Raw genomic sequence first — 16,994 nt, 5'->3', positions numbered from 1 at the left:
ATGTCGATGAGTGTCGGCTCCGATTCCGGAGATGAAGATGCCGTGATGTCGGAGATCAACACGACGCCCCTCGTGGACATCATGTTGGTTCTCCTGATCATCTTCCTGATCACCAGCCCGGTGGTTCTGAACCTGCAGAAAGTGAACCTGCCTGCAGAAACGAACCAGGTTACCAAGACCAAGCCGGAAGACGTCAACATCACCATCAACAAAGATGGCGAGATGTACTACAACCAGACCCGCATCGCGAATACGGACGAGCTGTTCAAGTTCCTCGCGGAGCAGTCGGTGAAAGTGCCGCAGCCGGCAGTGAAAGTTCGTGGCGACCAGGAATCCCGCTACGAATCGATCGGCCGGGTGATCTACACGGCACAGCGTGCTGGGATTCAGAAGGTCGGTTTCGTTATCGAACCGCCTGACAAGGGCTAACACCCTGTCCGCGATATCGAGGTTTCTCAGGAAACCTTGATATCGCGTCCGAGACCCCAACATTTGAAAAGGAAACACCATGGGCATGAACGTAGGTTCGGGCTCCGCTAAAGGAGCCGATCCGGAACCGATGATGGAAATGAACATGACGCCGCTGATCGACGTCCTGCTCGTTCTCATCATTATGATGATTATCACGATTCCGAAACAAAACCACTCGGTCAATCTGAACATGCCGGTCGGCACCCCGCCACCGCAGACGAATGAGAAACCGGTGGTCGTGACGATCGACGTGGACTTCGACGGCACCATCCTGTGGGATGGCCAGGTTGTCCCGAATCGCGCGGAACTGGAAGCCAAGATGAACGGCGTCGCTGCGATGCCGAACCAGCCGGAAGTGCACCTGCGTCCGAACAAGCTGGTTGAGTACAAGGTGGTAGCCGGTGTCATGGCAACCGCTCAGCGTCTCGGCGTCACCAAGATCGGCATGGTCGGTAACGAGCAGTTCCAGTAATCGATCCATGTTTGACCAACACGGCAGGGTTTCCCTGCCGTGTCCATTTTGAAGAAGGATGTTTTCAGATGATTAAATTCCGTCTCGCACACCTTGGCCTCGCACTGGCCGCCCTCGGTTTCACTGCAACCATCCCTGTCGTTGGCCTGGCTCCTGTGCACGCTGCGGTCACCCTGCGTCCGGAAGTCGGCAAGCCACTGCAACAGGCACAGTCGCTGCTGAAACAGGGCAACGCCAAGGGCGCACTGGCCGCCCTGCGCGACGCGGACAAGGCAGCAAAGACCGATGACGAACGCTTCCTGATCGAGCGCGTGCGCGCCTCGGCAGCCTCGTCGGCCGGCGATTGGGGCCTTGCAGCCACCTCGTTCGAAAAGCTGCTCGACTCGGGCAAGCTGAGCGCCTCCGAGCGCTCGCAGTTCTCGGAAGGCCTGGTCGGCATCTACATGCGCGCCGGCGACCTGAACAAGGCAAACGCCACCATCCTGAAGCTGCTGCAGAAGGGCAACGATCCGAAGCTGCGCGCCTACCTGCTGCAGAACTACTACAAGCAGGGCAATGTCGCCGCGCTGGAGCAGGAATTGCGCAAAGCCGAACAGAGCGGCCGCCTGAGCGAAGACGAGCTCGGCATGCTGGCCAACATCCAGCTGAAGAAGAACGACAAGGCCGGCTACGTGCAGACCATCGAGAAGCTGGCCGCCAGCTACCCGAAGGCCCAGTACTGGAACGACCTGCTGAACCGCGTCCAGGGCAAGCCTGGCTTCTCGGGCCGCCTGGCAGTGGACGTGTACCGTCTGAAGCTGGCCAACAACCTGATGAAGAAGCCGAGCGAGTTCATGGAAATGGCCCAGCTGGTGCTGCAGGCGAAAGCCCCGGCCGAAGCGCTGAAGGTCATCGACAAGGGCTACAAGGCCGGCGCCCTGGGCACCGGTGCGGACGCCGAGCGTCACAAGCGCCTGAAGGACCTGGCCGAGAAGAACCTGGCCGACCAGAACAAGGGCGTCGCCGCCCTCGAAGCCGAATACACCGCCGCCAAGGACAACGACGCGCTGGTGGGCCTCGGCTACGCGCTGGTGCAGGCTGGCCAGGCCGACAAGGGCCTGAAGATGATGGAAGCCGCGATCAAGGCCGGCGGCCTGCGTTACGCCGACGAAGCCAAGCTGCGCCTGGGCGAAGCCTATGCCGCGGCCGGCAAGAAGCAGCAGGCCATCAACACGCTCAAGACCGTCGGCGGCAAGGACGGCAGCGCCGACCTGGCCCGCTACTGGATCATGGCGATCAACCGTCCGATCGCCTGATCAAGCGAGCGAGCGCTCCTGATCGAGCGATCCGAAACGCCGCCTGTTCGCAGGCGGCGTTTTTTATTGCGCCAACGCATCCCCCTCTCCCAGGGCTTCGTTGCTGTGCAACATGCGAGTTACCGTATAATCAGGTATTTCGCGCCGGACCGGCCGGCTGCGCCACTGGAAGCATTGATGAAGGTATTTCGCGGACTACCCAACGACAGGGCGCGCGCACCCTGCGCCCTCACGATCGGCAACTTTGACGGTGTCCACCGCGGCCACCAGGCATTGTTGGCGCACGTGCGCGGCGCCGCCATGGCACTCGGGATCGAAGCCGCCGTGATGACCTTCGAACCGCACCCGCGCGAATACTTCGCCCGCAAGATGGGCGACCTGTCGAAAGCCCCTGCCCGCATCGCCAACCTGCGCGACAAGCTGGAAGACCTGTCCGCCGCCGGCATCGACCGCGTCATCGTCGAACATTTCAACGAACACTTCGCCGCCCAGTCGCCGCGCGATTTCATCGAGCGCGTGCTGGTCGACGGCCTGCACGTCAAATGGCTGATGGTGGGCGACGACTTCCGCTTCGGCGCCCGGCGCGCGGGCGACATCGCGATGCTGCAGGAAGCCGGCCGCGAATACGGCTTCCAGGTCGCGACCCTGGATGCCGTGATGCTGGGCGAGCGCCGCATCTCGTCCTCGGCCGTGCGCGAAGCGCTGGCCGCCGGCGACTTCGGCGCCACCCAGCAGCTGCTCGGCCACCCCTACGCCATGTCGGGCCACGTGATCCATGGGCAGAAGCTCGGACGCACGCTGGGCTTTCCGACCCTGAACCTGCGGGTGGCGCACCGCCCTGCCCTGGCCGGCATCTTCGTGGTGCAGGTGCACGGCCTGGCGGAGCAGCCCTTGCCGGGCGTTGCCAGCCTCGGCGTTCGCCCTACCGTCGAGGACGCCGGCCGTATGCTGCTGGAAGTGCACGTGTTCGACTACGACCAGAGCGCCTACGGCAAACTGGTGCGCGTCGAATTCCTCGCCAAGCTGCGCGACGAGGAGAAGTACGTCGACCTGCCCACGCTCACCGCCGCGATCGAGCGCGACGCCGTCCAGGCGCGCACCTTCTTCGCGCACCGTAACGGCGCGCTCACCGCGACCGATCGAATTTGACGCCTCGCATTTGACACCTGCAGGCATGCCTGCCGAAAGCGGCGCGCGCGGCCCCGCCGCGAGACCGAACCGAATCCCCTAGAGAAAAACCTTATGTCCGATACCAAACCCGTCCAGAACAAGGCCCCGAAGGGTGCCAAGCCAGAGAGCAAATACCCGGTCAACATGACCGACACCCCCTTCCCGATGCGCGGCGACCTCGCCAAGCGCGAGCCGGGCTGGGTCAAGCAGTGGCAGGACAAGAAGATCTACCAGCGCATCCGCAAGGCGGCGGCCGGCCGTCCGAAGTTCATCCTGCACGATGGCCCGCCGTATGCGAACGGCGACATCCACCTCGGCCACGCCGTCAACAAGATCCTGAAGGACATGGTCGTCAAATCGCGCACCATGGCCGGCTTCGACGCGCCCTACGTGCCGGGCTGGGACTGCCATGGCATGCCGATCGAGATCCAGATCGAAAAGCAGTTCGGCAAGAACCTGCCGACCGCCGAGGTGCTGCAGAAGGCGCGCGCCTATGCGCTCGAGCAGATCGACCGCCAGCGCGCCGGCTTCATCCGCCTGGGCGTGCTGGGCGAATGGGAAAACCCCTACATGACCATGGCCTACGGTAACGAGGCGGACGAGCTGCGCGCCCTCGGCAAGCTGCTGGAAAAAGGTTACGTGTACCGCGGCCTCAAACCCGTCAACTGGTGCTTCGACTGCGGTTCGGCGCTGGCCGAGGCGGAAGTCGAATACCAGGACAAGCGCGACCCGGCGATCGACGTCGGCTTCCCGTTCGCGGAACCGGAAAAAGTCGCCGCGGCCTTCGGCCTGCCGCAGCTGCCGACCACGAATGGCTTCATCGTGATCTGGACCACCACCCCGTGGACCATCCCGTCGAACCAGGCCCTGAACGCCAACCCGGAAGTGACGTACGCGCTGGTGCAGGCCGAACGTGACGGCCAGCCGCTGCTGCTGATTCTGGCCCAGGACCTGGTCGAAGCGACCCTGCAGCGCTACAAGCTGGAAGGGAGCGTCATCGCCACCACCCCGGGCGCCAAGCTTGAAGGCATCCGCTTCAAGCATCCGCTGCACGCGCAGGACCCGTTCTACGACCGCACTTCCCCGGTCTACCTGGCCGACTACGTCACGACCGACAGCGGCACCGGCGTGGTCCACTCGGCGCCGGCCTATGGCCTGGAAGACTTCCAGTCCTGCAAGGCGCACGGCATGAAGGACGACGAAATCCTGAAACCGGTGATGGGCGACGGCCGCTTCGCCTCGACCCTGCCGCTGTTCGGCGGACTCACCATCTGGGAAGCCAGCAAGCCGATCTGCGAAGCCCTGCGCGGCGCCGGCGCCCTGTTCGAACTGAAGATGTTCGACCACAGCTACATGCACTGCTGGCGCCACAAGACCCCGATCGTCTACCGGGCGACTTCCCAGTGGTTCGCCGGCATGGACGTCACCCCGAAGGACGGCGGCCCCTCGCTGCGCGAAACCGCGCTGGCCGGCATCGCCGAGACCCAGTTCTTCCCGGACTGGGGCCAGGCGCGCCTGCAGGGCATGATCGCCAACCGTCCGGACTGGACCCTGTCGCGCCAGCGCCAGTGGGGCGTGCCGATGGCCTTCTTCCTGCACAAGGAAACCGGCGAGCTGCATCCGCGCACTCCGGAGCTGCTGGAGCAGGTCGCCAAGCTGATCGAAGCGAAAGGCATCGAAGCCTGGCAGCAGCTCGACCCAAGCGAACTGCTGGGCGAGGACGCCGCCAACTACGAGAAGAACAAGGACACGCTGGACGTGTGGTTCGACTCGGGTTCGACCCACCAGACCGTACTGCGCGGCTCGCACAAGGAACAATCCGCCTTCCCGGCCGACCTCTACCTGGAAGGCTCGGACCAGCACCGCGGCTGGTTCCACTCGTCGCTCTTGACCTCCTCGATGCTCAACGGCCGCCCGCCGTACAAGGCGCTGCTGACCCACGGCTTCACCGTCGACGAGAACGGCAAGAAGATGTCGAAGTCGCTCGGCAATACGCTGGCGCCGCAGAAGATCTCCGATACCCTCGGCGCCGACATCCTGCGCCTGTGGGTGGCCTCGACCGACTACACGGGCGAGCTGTCGATCGGCGACGAAATCCTCAAGCGCGTCACCGAATCCTACCGCCGCATCCGCAACACGCTGCGCTTCCTGCTGGCGAACACCTCGGACTTCGATCCAGGCAAGGACGCGGTGCCGGTGGCCGAGCTGCTCGAGATCGACCGCTACGCGATCGCCGCGATGGCCCAGCTGCAGGCCGACATTGCCGGCCACTTCGAGCGCTACGAGTTCCACCCGGTGGTCGCCCGCCTGCAGAACTACTGCTCGGAAGACCTGGGCGGCTTCTACCTCGACATCCTGAAGGATCGCCTGTACACCACCGGCGTCGAGTCGACGGCGCGCCGCTCGGCCCAGACCGCGCTGTGGCACATCGCCCATGCGCTGCTGCGCGTGATGGCGCCGATCCTGTCCTTCACCGCCGAGGAAGCCTGGGCCGTGTTCGCGGGCCAGCAGGCCTATGCGCAGAGCGACGAGACCATCTTCACGCAAACGCTGTGGACCTTCCCGGACATCGCGGACGGCGAAGCCCTGCTGGCCAAGTACGCCGCGCTGCGCGAAGTACGTGCCGACGTGACCAAGCAGCTGGAAGAAGTGCGCGCCTCGGGCGCCATCGGCTCCTCGCTGCAGGCGGAACTGGCGATCAAGGCTGCGGGCGAGAAATTCCAGCTGCTGGCCAGCCTCGAGGATGACCTGAAGTTCGTGTTCATCACCTCGCAGGCCAGCGTGGAACAGGTGGCCGACGCCGCCAACGAAGCGGTGACCGTGACCCCGTCGGAAGCGGAAAAGTGCGAGCGCTGCTGGCACTACCGCCGCGACGTCGGCCACGACCACGCGCACGCCGGCCTGTGCGGCCGCTGCACCAGCAACCTGTTCGGCAGCGGCGAAGCCCGCCGCTACGCCTGACCTTCCCCTCACGGGGTTCCACCGCCATGCCGCCCCTGGGGCCGGCATGGCGGGCACCGACCTGACACCATGGCCACCAAAACCAAAAAAGCTTCTCCGGGCGCCAAGCCCCTCTACAAGCCTTCCGCCAGCCTGTTCCCATGGCTCGGCCTGGCGGCGATCATCGTCCTGCTCGACCAGGTGACCAAGCTTACCGTCGAGCGCACTTTCGCCTATGCCGAGACGCTGCCGATCACCAGCTTCTTCAACCTGATCAAGGTCTACAACCCGGGCGCGGCGTTCAGCTTCCTCGGCGACGCCAGCGGCTGGCAGCGCTACCTGTTCCTGGCGATCGCCATCGGCGCGGTGGGCTTCTGCCTGTACATGATGAAGAAGAACGCCAGCCAGCGCCTGTTCTGCTTCGCGCTGGCCCTGATCATGGCGGGCGCCATCGGCAACGGCATCGACCGCGTCGTGCACGGCCACGTGATCGACTTCCTCGACTTCTACTGGCGGGGCATCGGCCACTTCCCGGCCTTTAATATCGCCGACATCGGCATTTCGGTCGGCGCCTTCCTGTTCGTCCTGGACGAACTGCGGCGCGTGAACAAGTCGTAAGCACCAACGCATCAACTGAGCTGAATCCGGAGTCATCATGAGCATGGACCTCAAGGGCAAGAAGATCGTCCTCGGCCTGAGCGGCGGCGTGGCCTGCTACAAGGCGGCGGAACTGTGCCGTTCCCTCGTCAAGGAAGGCGCCAGCGTGCAGGTGGTCATGACCGAGGCCGCCACCCACTTCATCGGCACGGTGACCATGCAGGCCCTGTCCGGCCAGACGGTCTATACCGACCAGTGGGACCCGCGCATGGCCAACAACATGGCCCACATCGACCTCACGCGCGACGCCGACGCCATCCTGGTCGCGCCCTGCTCGGCCGACTTCATCCGCAAGCTGGCGCACGGCGCCTGCGACGACCTGCTGTCGACCCTGTGCGTGGCCCGTCCGCGGCGCGTGCCGCTGCTGGTGGCGCCGGCGATGAACGTCGAGATGTGGGAGAACCCGGCGACCCAGCGCAATGTGAAACAGCTGGTCGAAGATGGGATTTGCCTGTTCGGCCCGGCGGCCGGCTCCCAGGCCTGCGGCGAGACCGGCCTGGGCCGCATGCTCGAGCCGGAAGAACTGGTCGAGGAACTGATCGCCTCCTTCCAGCACAAGGTGCTGGCGGGGCGCCGCGTCCTGATCACGGCCGGGCCCACGTTCGAGCCGATCGACCCGGTGCGCGGCATCACCAACCTCTCCTCGGGCAAGATGGGCTATGCGGTGGCGCGCGCGGCGCGCGAAGCCGGCGCCGAGGTCACCTTGGTCAGCGGCCCGACCTCCCTGAGCACGCCTCACGGCGTGCGCCGCATCGACGTGCTCACCGCCCAGCAAATGCACGACGCCGTGATGGCCGGGGTAACGGGCCAGCACGTCTTCATCGGCGTGGCGGCGGTGGCCGACTGGCGGGTGGCGAATGCCAGCGGCCAGAAGATAAAGAAGCAGGAAGGCGGCGGTGCGCCGCAGCTGGAGTTCGTGCAGAACGCCGACATCCTGGCCTCGGTCGCTGCCACCACCTCGCTGTCCGGCTGGCCCTACTGCGTCGGCTTCGCCGCCGAGTCCGAGAACCTGATGGAATTCGGCGCCGCCAAGCGCGAGAGAAAAGGCATTCCCCTGTTGGTGGGCAATATCGGCCCCCAGACCTTCGGGCAGGATGAGAACACCATCATCCTGTTCGACGAGAGCGGCCATACCGTGCTGCCGCGCGCCGACAAGCTGAGCCTGGCGCGCCAGCTCGTTTCCGAAATCGCGAAACGCCTCGAACAGCGATCGCTCCTGACCTAAGCAAAGCAAGTACAAGAATGAAGAATATCGACCTCAAGATCCTCGACCCACGCATGAAAGAGCTGCTGCCGGCCTACGGCACGCCCGGCAGCGCGGGGCTGGACCTGCGCGCCTGCATCGACGCCCCGCTCGTCATCGAGCCGGGCCAGACGACCCTGGTGCCGACCGGCCTGGCGATCCACATCGGCGACCCGGGCTATGCGGCCATGATCCTGCCGCGCAGTGGACTCGGCCATAAGAACGGCATCGTTCTCGGCAATCTGGTAGGCTTGATCGACTCCGATTACCAGGGACAGCTGATGGTCTCCACCTGGAACCGCGGCCACGCGAGCTTCACGCTGCAGCCGCTCGACCGGCTGGCCCAGCTCGTGATCGTGCCCGTGCTGCAGGTGGGCTTCAACGTGGTGGAGGAGTTCGCATCGAGCGAACGGGGCGCCGGAGGGTTCGGCAGCACCGGCAAGCAATGACAAAGAAGATTCGATAAGGAGGACCATGTTCCGCATTAATCGTTTGCGCCAGACTGCGCTGGGAATCGCCGCCGCAGTATTGCTCTCGGCCTGCGCCACGCAGGCACCGATGCAACCGGGCCAGCCGCTCCCGCCGGGGCAGACGGCGCCCGAGATTCCGCAAGTGACACCGGAGATGGCGGCGGCAGCCGAGACCCTCACCAGGATGGCAAGCCTGCAGGACCGCCTGTACAAGGTGGCCGCGCCCCTCCTCATCGACAATGCCGAACTGTGCACGCGCCACGCGCGCAACCTGCTCGGTTTCACCGCCAAGAACCGCTACACCTACCCCGGCAGCTACAACGACGCCGCGCACGCCGTGCTCGGCATGGGCGAGCGCCTGCAGGTCACCAATGTGCTGGCCGGCAGCGGCGCCGCCAAGGCCGGCCTGCGCAACGGCGACGAGCTGGTGGCCGCCGGCGGCAAGCCCTTGCCCACCGGCCCGAACGCGCTGTCGCAGGCCGGCGCCGTGTTCGGCCCCATCGTCGCGAAGCAGGCCAGCCTGCCGCTGACCATCGAGCGCCGCGGTTCGCAGCGCGACGTGACGGTTCCCGTGACCCGCGCCTGCGCCTTCGGCATCGAGCTGGGCAACGCGGACAACGTCAACGCCTATGCCGACGGCCAGCGCGTGATGGTCACGCGCGGCATGATGGGCTTCGTGCAGAACGACGACGAGCTGGCCTACGTGGTGGCGCACACGATGGCACACAACATGCTGAACCACGCGGCCAGCCAGCGCAATGCCGCCACCATCGGCAGCATCATCGACAACCTCACCCGGATCGCGCCGGACACTTCGATGCTGATCGGCAGCGGCGGCATCAAGGCCATGCCGTCCACGCTCGACAGCGCGGCCGACCGCCTCGCGGTCTACCTGCTGGCGCGCGCCGACTACCGTGTCGAGGGCATCTCCGGGTTCTGGAAGCGCTTCTCGGAAACCTATCCGGCGACGGTGCTGAACGGCCATACCGCCAACCACCCGGCGCTGGCGCAGCGCATGGCCGCGGTCGACAAGGCGGTGGCCGAAGTCAAGGCCAAGAAGTCGGCCAACAAGCCGCTGACACCGTAGGGTGGGCGGGTCTCCCGCCCACGCGGTGATAGTTTGTGGATGAATAGCGTACAGGCTGATCTTGCCATGTTTGAACGCGTGGGCGGGGAACCCGCCCACCCTACCAACCGCACTCGGCGAAACATCGGCGTTTTTTGTATGATGTTCATTTCGGCCACCCAGCTCCAAGCATCATGGACAGCATCGACCTCGACGTATTGAAGACCTGCGACGCCTGGCTCGCCGGCGGCCGCCGCTGCCAGCTGGTGACGGTCATCAAGACCTGGGGCTCGAGCCCGCGCCCGATCGGCGCGCTGCTGGCCATCTGCGACGACGGCAGCGTGGTCGGATCGGTCTCGGGCGGCTGCATCGAGGACGACCTGATCGAGAAGGTGCGCCGCAACGGCATCGAGCTGACGCGTCCCGAGATCGTCAGCTACGGCATCAGCGCCGACGAGGCGCACCGCTTCGGCCTGCCCTGCGGCGGCACCATCGAGCTGGCCATCGAGCCGCTCTCCCAAAGCAGCCGCATCCGCGAACTGCTGGCGCGCCTGCACGAAGGCGAGCTGGTCGAACGCCGCGTGGAGCTGGCGACCGGCGCCGTCACCCTGGCGCGCGCCGAGGCCGGCGCCATCCAGCGCGTGGAGGATGGCGTGCTGGCCACCATCCATGGCCCGCGCTGGCGCCTGTACATCATCGGCGCCGGCCCGCTGTCGCGCTTCCTGGCGCAGATCGCCAGCGGCATGGACTACCGCGTGGTCGTGTGCGACCCGCGCGAGGAATACCGCAGCGGCTGGAACCTGGCGGGCGTGGAACTGGTGCACGCCATGCCCGACGACCTGGTGATCGAGGCGCGCCTGGATGCGCGCAGCGCGGTCGTCGCCCTGACCCACGACCCTAAGCTGGACGACCTGGCCCTGATGGAGGCGCTCAAGTCCGAGGCCTTCTATGTCGGCGCGATCGGCTCGCGCCTGAACAACGACAAGCGCCGCGAGCGCCTCAAGCTGTTCGACCTCAGCGAAGCCCAGCTGGCGCGCCTGCACGGCCCGATCGGCATCTACATCGGCAGCAAGACTCCGAGCGAGATCGCGGTCTCGATCATGGCCGAAATGACCGCCGTGAAGAACGGCGTACCTGCCGCCCTGCTGGTGCCGCACGCCACTGCGGCGGCGGCGCTCCAGCCGGCGGGCACGGCGGCCTGCAGCGTGCTGCGCAGCGCAGCCGCGTGAGCCGGTCCGGCCCGCATTCGACAGCAAGAAGCGGATGGCGCGGCATGCGCCCCGCCGCCACAATCCACCCTTTGTCCCGCTCGTCCCGATGAATACCGTGAACATGCTGCGCCTGGTGGCGCTGGCCGCCATCTGGGGCGGTTCCTTCCTCTTCATGCGCATCGCCGCGCCTGTGCTCGGCCCCGCCGTGCTAATCGAATACCGGGTGCTGTTCGCGGCCCTGTTCCTGCTAGGGGTGGCCTGGGTGATGCGCCGGCGCGGCAAGGGAACCCCGCTCGACCTGCGCCAGCACTGGAAGCACTACCTGATGCTGGGCTTCTTCAACTCGGCCCTGCCCTTCCTGCTGTTCGCCTTCGCCGCGCGCACGCTGTCCGCTTCGGTGCTGTCGGTGCTGAACGCCACCGCGCCGATGTTCGGCGCGCTGGTCGGCGCCGTCTGGGCACGCCAGGGCGTGTCGGCACGCACCGGCCTCGGCCTGGTGCTGGGCACGGTCGGCGTAGGCCTGCTGGTCGGTTTCGACCATGTGTCGGAGCGCCCCGGCGCCGCGGTCGCGATCGCGGCCGCGCTGGTGGCGGCCTTCTGCTACAGCATCGCCAGCCAGTACGCCAAGTCGGCCAAGGCGGTGCCGCCCTTCGCCAATGCGCACGGCTCGATGTGGGCCGCGACCCTGTTCGTGATCCCGGCCCTGCCCTTCTTCCCGTCGCCGGGCATACCCACGGCCGGCATCTGGGCCGCGGTGCTCGCGCTGGGCGTGGTCTGTAGCGGGATCGCCTACATCCTCTACTTCAAGCTGATCGAGGAAGTCGGCACCACCTCGGCGCTCACGGTGACCTTCCTGAACCCGATGTTCGGCATCCTGTGGGGGGCGATCTTCCTGCACGAGGTGATCGGCTGGCACACGCTGCTCGGCTCAGGCATCGTGCTGGTGGGCACGGCGCTGGTGACCGGCTTCGTGCCCTCCTTCCTGCGCGCGCCTGCCGCGCAAGCCAAGTAGGGACATCGCGATGCGCACCGAGATCATGCTCGACCTGCCGGCCGGCTACCGCAGCGAGGACGTGCTGGCCTTTCACAGCCGGGATGCGGAAGCCATTGCGGAACAAGTGTCGCCCGAAGGCCTGCGCAAGGGTGTGCTGTTGGGCGGCACGCCCGTGGTGCTGGAAGTGCGCTTCGGTCGCGACACGGCCGCTTGCTGCATCGATGCCGATGGCGATGTGACGCCGGCACTGCTGGCACAGGCGCGCGAGGCCTTGCTGAGTATCCTTGGCCTGCGCATCGACCCGGCCGCGTTTGCCGCGTTCGCGCGCAATGATCCGGCGCTGGGCCCGGTCGTGGCGCGCCAGCCGGGCCTGCGCATCGTCCAGTCGGCAAGCGTGTTCGAGGCCCTGACCTGGGCCATCATCGGCCAGCAGATCAATCTGCCGTTTGCCATCTCGCTGCGCCGCACCTTGATCCAGCTCGCGGGCCGGGTCCATGCGAGCGGCCTGTGCTGCTATCCGGAAGCGGCCGGCGTTGCCGGCCTCGCCCTGGAAGACCTGACCAGCCGCAAGTTCTCGCGCTCGAAAGCCGAGACCCTGCTGCGCCTGGCCCGGCTCGTCGTCGACGGCCAGCTCGTGCTCGACCGCGGACGCCCCGTCGACGAGCTCGTGCAGGAATTGTTGGCCGTCAAAGGCATCGGGCCCTGGACCGTGAACTACGCCCTGCTGCGCGGCTATGGCTACCCGGACTGTTCGCTGGAAGGCGACGTGGCCATCCGCACCGCCTTCCACCGCCTGCTGGGTGGGGAGGCGCGTCCGGACATCCCGACCACGCAGCGCCTGCTGGAACGCTATGCGCCGCACCGCACGATGGCGGCGGCCTACCTGTGGGCCAGCCTCAGCGACACCACCGCTTAGGTTCAATTCCAGCGCGGCAAGTCGTCGAACTGCTGCGCACTCTCCCCCGAAAAACGGATCAGTTCCGGCAGCGGCACCGTGGCCAGATTGTCGCGTCCGTAGTGGCCGCCGAGCGCGCTCGGGATCTTGAGGCAGTATTTGCGGTCCTCGACCAGGGGGCCGAGCGTGGATTCGGCCAGGTGCACGACTTCCGGCATGTACCAGTCGTTCAGGAAATCCTGGTTATACGCCAGCGCGTCGAGCGCGGCGCGGCTGTCGGCGACCGGCTCGCAGCACAGGTCTTGCGGACGCAGGCGCCAGTAGCGTCCTTCGTCGTCGCGGATGATGAGGTTGCCGAATGCATTGGACCCAAGGACCTCGACAGCGGTCAAGCCGACCCAGCCCCAGGCGTCGTTGATGTCGTCTACGTTGATCATGTGGTCTGCCCCATTGGTTCGCAGGCCCGCGCCGAGTGCCGGCGCCGGCTGTTTCGCCTGTTGGACAAGACAGGCTCGACAACATTCCGGACTCTTGCGTCCGGTTTGACATGGCTCTTGTATGAGCCCGTATGACGAGCGAAAAACAAAAGGCCGTTGATCCTTGCGAATCAACGGCCCTGAATTCTGGTTGCGGGGACAGGATTTGAACCTGTGACCTTCGGGTTATGAGCCCGACGAGCTGCCAGACTGCTCCACCCCGCGTCTGATGAAATGAATTATACGCCGAAACGGTCTTTTAGGCAAATGCAATCCTGCCCTGATAGGCGATTGCAGCACGACGGCGCTCGGCCGTGAGCACTTTTGCACGCGCCGGCAGCGGCCCAGGGTCGGCAATTCAGTGTAAAGTAAGCACAATCTCAACCTGCCGCTGACCTATGAAATTCTGTTCCGAGTGCGCCCATCCTGTCGCCCTGGCAATCCCCGAAGGCGACAACCGGCCGCGCTACGTCTGCCCCAACTGCCACGCGATCCACTACCAGAATCCCAAGCTGGTCATCGGCTCGATCCCCGTCTGGGAACAGGACGGCAAGCTACAGATCCTGCTGTGCAAGCGCGCGATCGAACCGCGTTACGGCTACTGGACCTTGCCGGCCGGCTTCATGGAAAACGAGGAAACCACCGAGCAGGCGGCCGTGCGCGAAACCGAAGAGGAAGCCGGCGCCGACGTCGAACTCGGCAAGCTGTTCACCCTGCTGAATGTGGCCCATGTGCACCAGGTCCACCTGTTCTACCTGGCGCGCCTGCGCAATCTCGATTTCGCGCCGGGCGAGGAAAGCCTGGAAGTGCAGCTGTTCACCCAGGACGAGATCCCCTGGGACGAGCTGGCTTTCCCAACGGTGCGCAGCACGCTGGAACTCTTCTTTGCCGACCGCGTCAAAGTGCGCGAGGGCGGCAGCTACGGTTTTCATAGCCGGGACATCGTTCGCCCGATGCTGGCTCCCCGCGAACCCGACTGATCCACGAGCCCGCCATGATCCCCTGGCTCGAGCCGACATCGCCGTTTCCCGACGTATCCGAGGCGCTGACGATCGACGCCCCCGGCCTGCTCGCGGCCGGCGCCGACCTGTCGCCGCAGCGCCTGCTACTGGCCTACCAGAACGGCATCTTTCCCTGGTTCTCGGAAGGCCAGCCCATCCTGTGGTGGAGCACCGACCCGCGCATGGTGCTGCGCACGGAGCGCTTCAAGCTCAGCGACAGCCTGAAGAAAACCCTGAGACGCGTCGAGCGCAGCCGGCTCGAGGGCGGCCCGTGGGACGTGCGCTTCGACACGGCCTTCCAGGACGTGATGCGTGCCTGCGCCGCCCCGCGCAAGGACGGGCCCGGCACCTGGATCTCGGAAGACATCATCGACGGCTACACCGGCCTGCATGCCATGGGCTATGCCCATTCGTCCGAGGTCCGCTACGAGGGCGAGCTGGTCGGCGGCGCCTACGGCGTCTGCATCGGCCGCATGTTCTACGGAGAATCGATGTTCGCCCGGGTGTCGGACGCGTCCAAGGTGGCCCTGGCCTACCTGGTGGCTTTCCTGCGCAGCCAGGGCGTGTCGATGATCGACTGCCAGCAGGAGACCGGGCACCTGGCTTCGCTGGGGGCCGCGCCGATTCCGCGCAGCGCTTTCCTGGCGCACTTGCGCCAGGCCATCCGCGAGCCAGCCATCACCCGCTGGGAGATTGTGCCACCTTTAGGGTCCTGAAGGCGGCACCGTTGACTGGCTAACAGTGACACCGGCCTGATTTCGTTAAAATAGGATCATCACGTCGTCTCGAGAGCTTTTTGCATGACGCACCTAAATGACCTGCCTTTCGCTACGCTGCAGTTCTACACGACGGCGCCCTACCCCTGCAGTTACCTCGATGCGCGCCAGGCCCGTTCGCAAGTCGCGACGCCTTCGCACCTGATCAATGCCGACGTCTATTCCGAACTGGTGCGCAACGGATTCCGCCGCAGCGGCATCTTCACCTACCGCCCATACTGCGACGGCTGCCAGGCCTGCATCCCGGTGCGCGTGAAGTGCGAGGACTTCACGCCCAACCGTACCCAGCGCCGCGCATGGAAGCGCCACGGCGACCTGGTCGCGATGGTTGCCAACCTGGCGTTCTCGGACGAGCACTACGCGCTCTACCTGCGCTACCAGACCACCCGCCACGTCGGCGGCGGCATGGACCAGGACAGCCGCGACCAGTACGCCCAGTTCCTGCTGCAGAGCCGGGTGAATACCCGCCTGGTCGAGTTCCGCGAGCCCGACGGCCTGCTGCGCATGGTGTCCATCATCGACGTGCTGTCCGATGGCCTGTCGTCGGTGTATACCTTCTTCGACCCGGACGTGCCGGGCGCGTCCTTCGGCACCTACAACGTCATGTGGCAGGTCAACCAGGCGCGCGAGCTCGGCCTCCAGTACGTCTACCTGGGCTACTGGATCGAGCAAAGTCCGAAGATGGCCTACAAGATCAACTTCCGTCCGCTCGAAGCACGCGTCAAGGGCGTATGGGGCGTGCTGGAACGCTGAGGGACTTGCGCGCCTCCGGGCGCTGTAAAATGGCGGGAGTCACTTACGATGAGTCCTCCATGTCCGACAAGCTTCTGTACTCCCTCGCCCGCCTGCTGCTGTTCTCGCTCGACGCCGAGCAAGCCCACAACCTGACCCTGCCGCTGCTGCGCCGCGCCGCCGCGCTCGGCCTCACCAAGTTGTCCGGCCGCCCGGCGCCGGACCCGCGCACGGTCATGGGCATCACCTTCCCGAACCCGGTCGGCCTGGCCGCCGGCCTCGACAAGGACGGGGCCTACATCGACGGCCTGGCCTCGCTCGGCTTCGGCTCGATCGAGATCGGCACCGTGACGCCGCGCCCCCAGGGCGGCAACCCGAAGCCGCGCATCTTCCGCCTGCCGCAGGCGCAGGGCATCATCAACCGCATGGGCTTCAACAACGGCGGCGTGGATGCTTTTGTATCCAACGTGCAGGCATCAACCTTCTACCAGGACAAGCAGGGCGTGCTGGGCCTGAACATCGGCAAGAACGCCGACACGCCGATCGAGCGCGCCGCCGACGATTACCTGCATTGCTTGCGCAAGGTCTACCCTTACGCCAGCTACGTGACGGTCAACATCTCCTCGCCGAATACCAAGAACCTGCGCCAGCTCCAGGGCGAATCCGAGCTCGACGCCCTGCTCTCCCAACTCAAGGAAGAGCAGCTGCGCCTGGCCGACCAGCACAAGCGCTATGTGCCGGTGGCGCTGAAGATCGCGCCGGACATCGACGGCGATCAGGTGCGCAACATTGCCGGCGCTCTGCTGCGCCACAAGATCGACGGCGTCATCGCCACCAACACCACGCTCAGCCGCACTGCGGTGCAGGGCATGCAGCATGGGGAGGAAGCAGGCGGCCTGTCGGGCGCGCCGGTGTTCGAATTGTCGAACACGGTGATCCGCCTGTTGAAAGCCGAGCTGGGCGACGCGCTGCCGATCATCGGCGTGGGCGGCATCATGCGCGGCGAGGATGCGCGCGCCAAGATCGCCGCCGGCGCGCAGCTGGTGCAGCTCTACACCGGTTTTATCTACGCGGGCCCGGCACTGATCCGCGACGCCGCGGCCGCGCTGCGCCGCTAAGGGGAGA

The 16,994-nt window shown here is 65.8% G+C and carries 17 protein-coding genes and 1 tRNA gene; 16 read left to right on the top strand and 2 right to left on the bottom strand.

The annotated features are described in order from the left end of the window. The 12 genes from FG94_RS18740 to FG94_RS18685 all read left to right on the top strand — a co-directional run bounded on the left by FG94_RS18740 (window position 1) and on the right by FG94_RS18685 (window position 12,905). Window positions 1–429 (top strand): biopolymer transporter ExbD, encoded by a 429-nt coding sequence (locus tag FG94_RS18740; RefSeq protein ID WP_036214659.1) that lies wholly within the window; start codon window positions 1–3, stop codon window positions 427–429. A gap of 79 nt (window positions 430–508) precedes the next feature. Next, window positions 509–943 carry a biopolymer transporter ExbD gene (locus FG94_RS18735; RefSeq protein WP_200879998.1) on the top strand — a complete coding sequence of 145 codons (435 nt, stop codon included), beginning with the start codon at window positions 509–511 and terminating at the stop codon, window positions 941–943. Window positions 944–1,011: 68 nt separating this feature from the next. Further along, window positions 1,012–2,238 carry a tetratricopeptide repeat protein gene (locus FG94_RS18730; protein WP_036214656.1) on the top strand — a complete coding sequence of 409 codons (1,227 nt, stop codon included), beginning with the start codon at window positions 1,012–1,014 and terminating at the stop codon, window positions 2,236–2,238. A gap of 177 nt (window positions 2,239–2,415) precedes the next feature. Continuing rightward, window positions 2,416–3,387 (top strand): bifunctional riboflavin kinase/FAD synthetase, encoded by a 972-nt coding sequence (locus tag FG94_RS18725; protein ID WP_036214653.1) that lies wholly within the window; start codon window positions 2,416–2,418, stop codon window positions 3,385–3,387. A gap of 93 nt (window positions 3,388–3,480) precedes the next feature. Then, the gene (ileS, locus tag FG94_RS18720; protein WP_036214651.1) at window positions 3,481–6,369 is read left to right on the top strand and encodes an isoleucine--tRNA ligase; all 2,889 of its coding nucleotides are present in this window, start codon (window positions 3,481–3,483) and stop codon (window positions 6,367–6,369) included. 69 nt (window positions 6,370–6,438) lie between these two features. Further along, entirely contained in the window at window positions 6,439–6,966 is a 528-nt protein-coding gene (gene lspA, locus FG94_RS18715; protein WP_036214649.1) for a signal peptidase II, read from the top strand. Between the two features lie 43 nt (window positions 6,967–7,009). After that, window positions 7,010–8,230 (top strand): bifunctional phosphopantothenoylcysteine decarboxylase/phosphopantothenate--cysteine ligase CoaBC, encoded by a 1,221-nt coding sequence (gene coaBC / locus FG94_RS18710; RefSeq protein ID WP_036214780.1) that lies wholly within the window; start codon window positions 7,010–7,012, stop codon window positions 8,228–8,230. 17 nt (window positions 8,231–8,247) lie between these two features. Further along, entirely contained in the window at window positions 8,248–8,697 is a 450-nt protein-coding gene (gene dut, locus FG94_RS18705) for a dUTP diphosphatase (RefSeq protein ID WP_036214647.1), read from the top strand. A gap of 25 nt (window positions 8,698–8,722) precedes the next feature. Beyond that, the gene (locus FG94_RS18700) at window positions 8,723–9,805 is read left to right on the top strand and encodes a M48 family metallopeptidase (RefSeq protein WP_036214644.1); all 1,083 of its coding nucleotides are present in this window, start codon (window positions 8,723–8,725) and stop codon (window positions 9,803–9,805) included. 173 nt (window positions 9,806–9,978) lie between these two features. Continuing rightward, window positions 9,979–11,013, top strand: coding sequence for an XdhC family protein (locus FG94_RS18695; RefSeq protein WP_036214642.1), 1,035 nt, complete (start codon window positions 9,979–9,981; stop codon window positions 11,011–11,013). An 88-nt stretch (window positions 11,014–11,101) separates the two neighbouring features. Further along, complete coding sequence (locus tag FG94_RS18690; RefSeq protein WP_036214777.1) at window positions 11,102–12,007, top strand: DMT family transporter; 906 nt, start codon at window positions 11,102–11,104, stop codon at window positions 12,005–12,007. A gap of 10 nt (window positions 12,008–12,017) precedes the next feature. After that, a complete protein-coding gene (locus FG94_RS18685) occupies window positions 12,018–12,905 on the top strand; it encodes a DNA-3-methyladenine glycosylase (RefSeq protein WP_036214639.1) in 888 nt (295 codons plus the stop codon). 2 nt (window positions 12,906–12,907) lie between these two features. Here the strand turns inward: FG94_RS18685 and FG94_RS18680 are convergent, their stop codons facing one another. Both FG94_RS18680 and FG94_RS18675 read right to left on the bottom strand, forming a co-directional pair. Then, the gene (locus tag FG94_RS18680) at window positions 12,908–13,321 is read right to left on the bottom strand and encodes a T6SS immunity protein Tdi1 domain-containing protein (RefSeq protein ID WP_027865230.1); all 414 of its coding nucleotides are present in this window, start codon (window positions 13,319–13,321) and stop codon (window positions 12,908–12,910) included. A 187-nt stretch (window positions 13,322–13,508) separates the two neighbouring features. Beyond that, window positions 13,509–13,585 (bottom strand) — tRNA-Met (locus FG94_RS18675). 173 nt (window positions 13,586–13,758) lie between these two features. Between FG94_RS18675 and FG94_RS18670 the strand changes: the two genes are divergently transcribed. From FG94_RS18670 to FG94_RS18655, 4 genes are all read left to right on the top strand, one after another. Beyond that, the gene (locus FG94_RS18670; protein ID WP_036214638.1) at window positions 13,759–14,340 is read left to right on the top strand and encodes an NUDIX hydrolase; all 582 of its coding nucleotides are present in this window, start codon (window positions 13,759–13,761) and stop codon (window positions 14,338–14,340) included. 14 nt (window positions 14,341–14,354) lie between these two features. After that, window positions 14,355–15,077 (top strand): leucyl/phenylalanyl-tRNA--protein transferase, encoded by a 723-nt coding sequence (gene aat / locus FG94_RS18665; protein WP_036214636.1) that lies wholly within the window; start codon window positions 14,355–14,357, stop codon window positions 15,075–15,077. 84 nt (window positions 15,078–15,161) lie between these two features. Beyond that, the gene (locus FG94_RS18660) at window positions 15,162–15,890 is read left to right on the top strand and encodes an arginyltransferase (protein WP_036214634.1); all 729 of its coding nucleotides are present in this window, start codon (window positions 15,162–15,164) and stop codon (window positions 15,888–15,890) included. Window positions 15,891–15,949: 59 nt separating this feature from the next. Next, window positions 15,950–16,987, top strand: coding sequence for a quinone-dependent dihydroorotate dehydrogenase (locus tag FG94_RS18655; RefSeq protein WP_036214632.1), 1,038 nt, complete (start codon window positions 15,950–15,952; stop codon window positions 16,985–16,987). Window positions 16,988–16,994 lie beyond the last annotated feature (7 nt).

The sequence above is a fragment of the Massilia sp. LC238 genome (assembly GCF_000735635.1).
GTDB lineage: Bacteria > Pseudomonadota > Gammaproteobacteria > Burkholderiales > Burkholderiaceae_D > Telluria > Telluria varians.
Note: the sequence above shows the minus strand (reverse complement) of the source record. Positions and strands in the feature narration are given on the sequence as shown.

Excerpts from the sequence above, each read along its gene's own strand:
- FG94_RS18685 (WP_036214639.1), top strand. The coding sequence starts at position 12,018 with ATGCGCACCGAGATCATGCTCGACCTGCCGGCCGGCTACCGCAGCGAG.
- FG94_RS18660 (WP_036214634.1), top strand. The coding sequence starts at position 15,162 with ATGACGCACCTAAATGACCTGCCTTTCGCTACGCTGCAGTTCTACACG.
- FG94_RS18680 (WP_027865230.1), bottom strand. The coding sequence starts at position 13,321 with ATGATCAACGTAGACGACATCAACGACGCCTGGGGCTGGGTCGGCTTG.
- FG94_RS18725 (WP_036214653.1), top strand. The coding sequence starts at position 2,416 with ATGAAGGTATTTCGCGGACTACCCAACGACAGGGCGCGCGCACCCTGC.
- FG94_RS18670 (WP_036214638.1), top strand. The coding sequence starts at position 13,759 with ATGAAATTCTGTTCCGAGTGCGCCCATCCTGTCGCCCTGGCAATCCCC.
- FG94_RS18695 (WP_036214642.1), top strand. The coding sequence starts at position 9,979 with ATGGACAGCATCGACCTCGACGTATTGAAGACCTGCGACGCCTGGCTC.
- coaBC (WP_036214780.1), top strand. The coding sequence starts at position 7,010 with ATGGACCTCAAGGGCAAGAAGATCGTCCTCGGCCTGAGCGGCGGCGTG.
- FG94_RS18730 (WP_036214656.1), top strand. The coding sequence starts at position 1,012 with ATGATTAAATTCCGTCTCGCACACCTTGGCCTCGCACTGGCCGCCCTC.
- lspA (WP_036214649.1), top strand. The coding sequence starts at position 6,439 with ATGGCCACCAAAACCAAAAAAGCTTCTCCGGGCGCCAAGCCCCTCTAC.
- FG94_RS18655 (WP_036214632.1), top strand. The coding sequence starts at position 15,950 with ATGTCCGACAAGCTTCTGTACTCCCTCGCCCGCCTGCTGCTGTTCTCG.
- FG94_RS18740 (WP_036214659.1), top strand. The coding sequence starts at position 1 with ATGTCGATGAGTGTCGGCTCCGATTCCGGAGATGAAGATGCCGTGATG.
- FG94_RS18700 (WP_036214644.1), top strand. The coding sequence starts at position 8,723 with ATGTTCCGCATTAATCGTTTGCGCCAGACTGCGCTGGGAATCGCCGCC.
- FG94_RS18690 (WP_036214777.1), top strand. The coding sequence starts at position 11,102 with ATGAATACCGTGAACATGCTGCGCCTGGTGGCGCTGGCCGCCATCTGG.
- ileS (WP_036214651.1), top strand. The coding sequence starts at position 3,481 with ATGTCCGATACCAAACCCGTCCAGAACAAGGCCCCGAAGGGTGCCAAG.
- dut (WP_036214647.1), top strand. The coding sequence starts at position 8,248 with ATGAAGAATATCGACCTCAAGATCCTCGACCCACGCATGAAAGAGCTG.
- aat (WP_036214636.1), top strand. The coding sequence starts at position 14,355 with ATGATCCCCTGGCTCGAGCCGACATCGCCGTTTCCCGACGTATCCGAG.
- FG94_RS18735 (WP_200879998.1), top strand. The coding sequence starts at position 509 with ATGGGCATGAACGTAGGTTCGGGCTCCGCTAAAGGAGCCGATCCGGAA.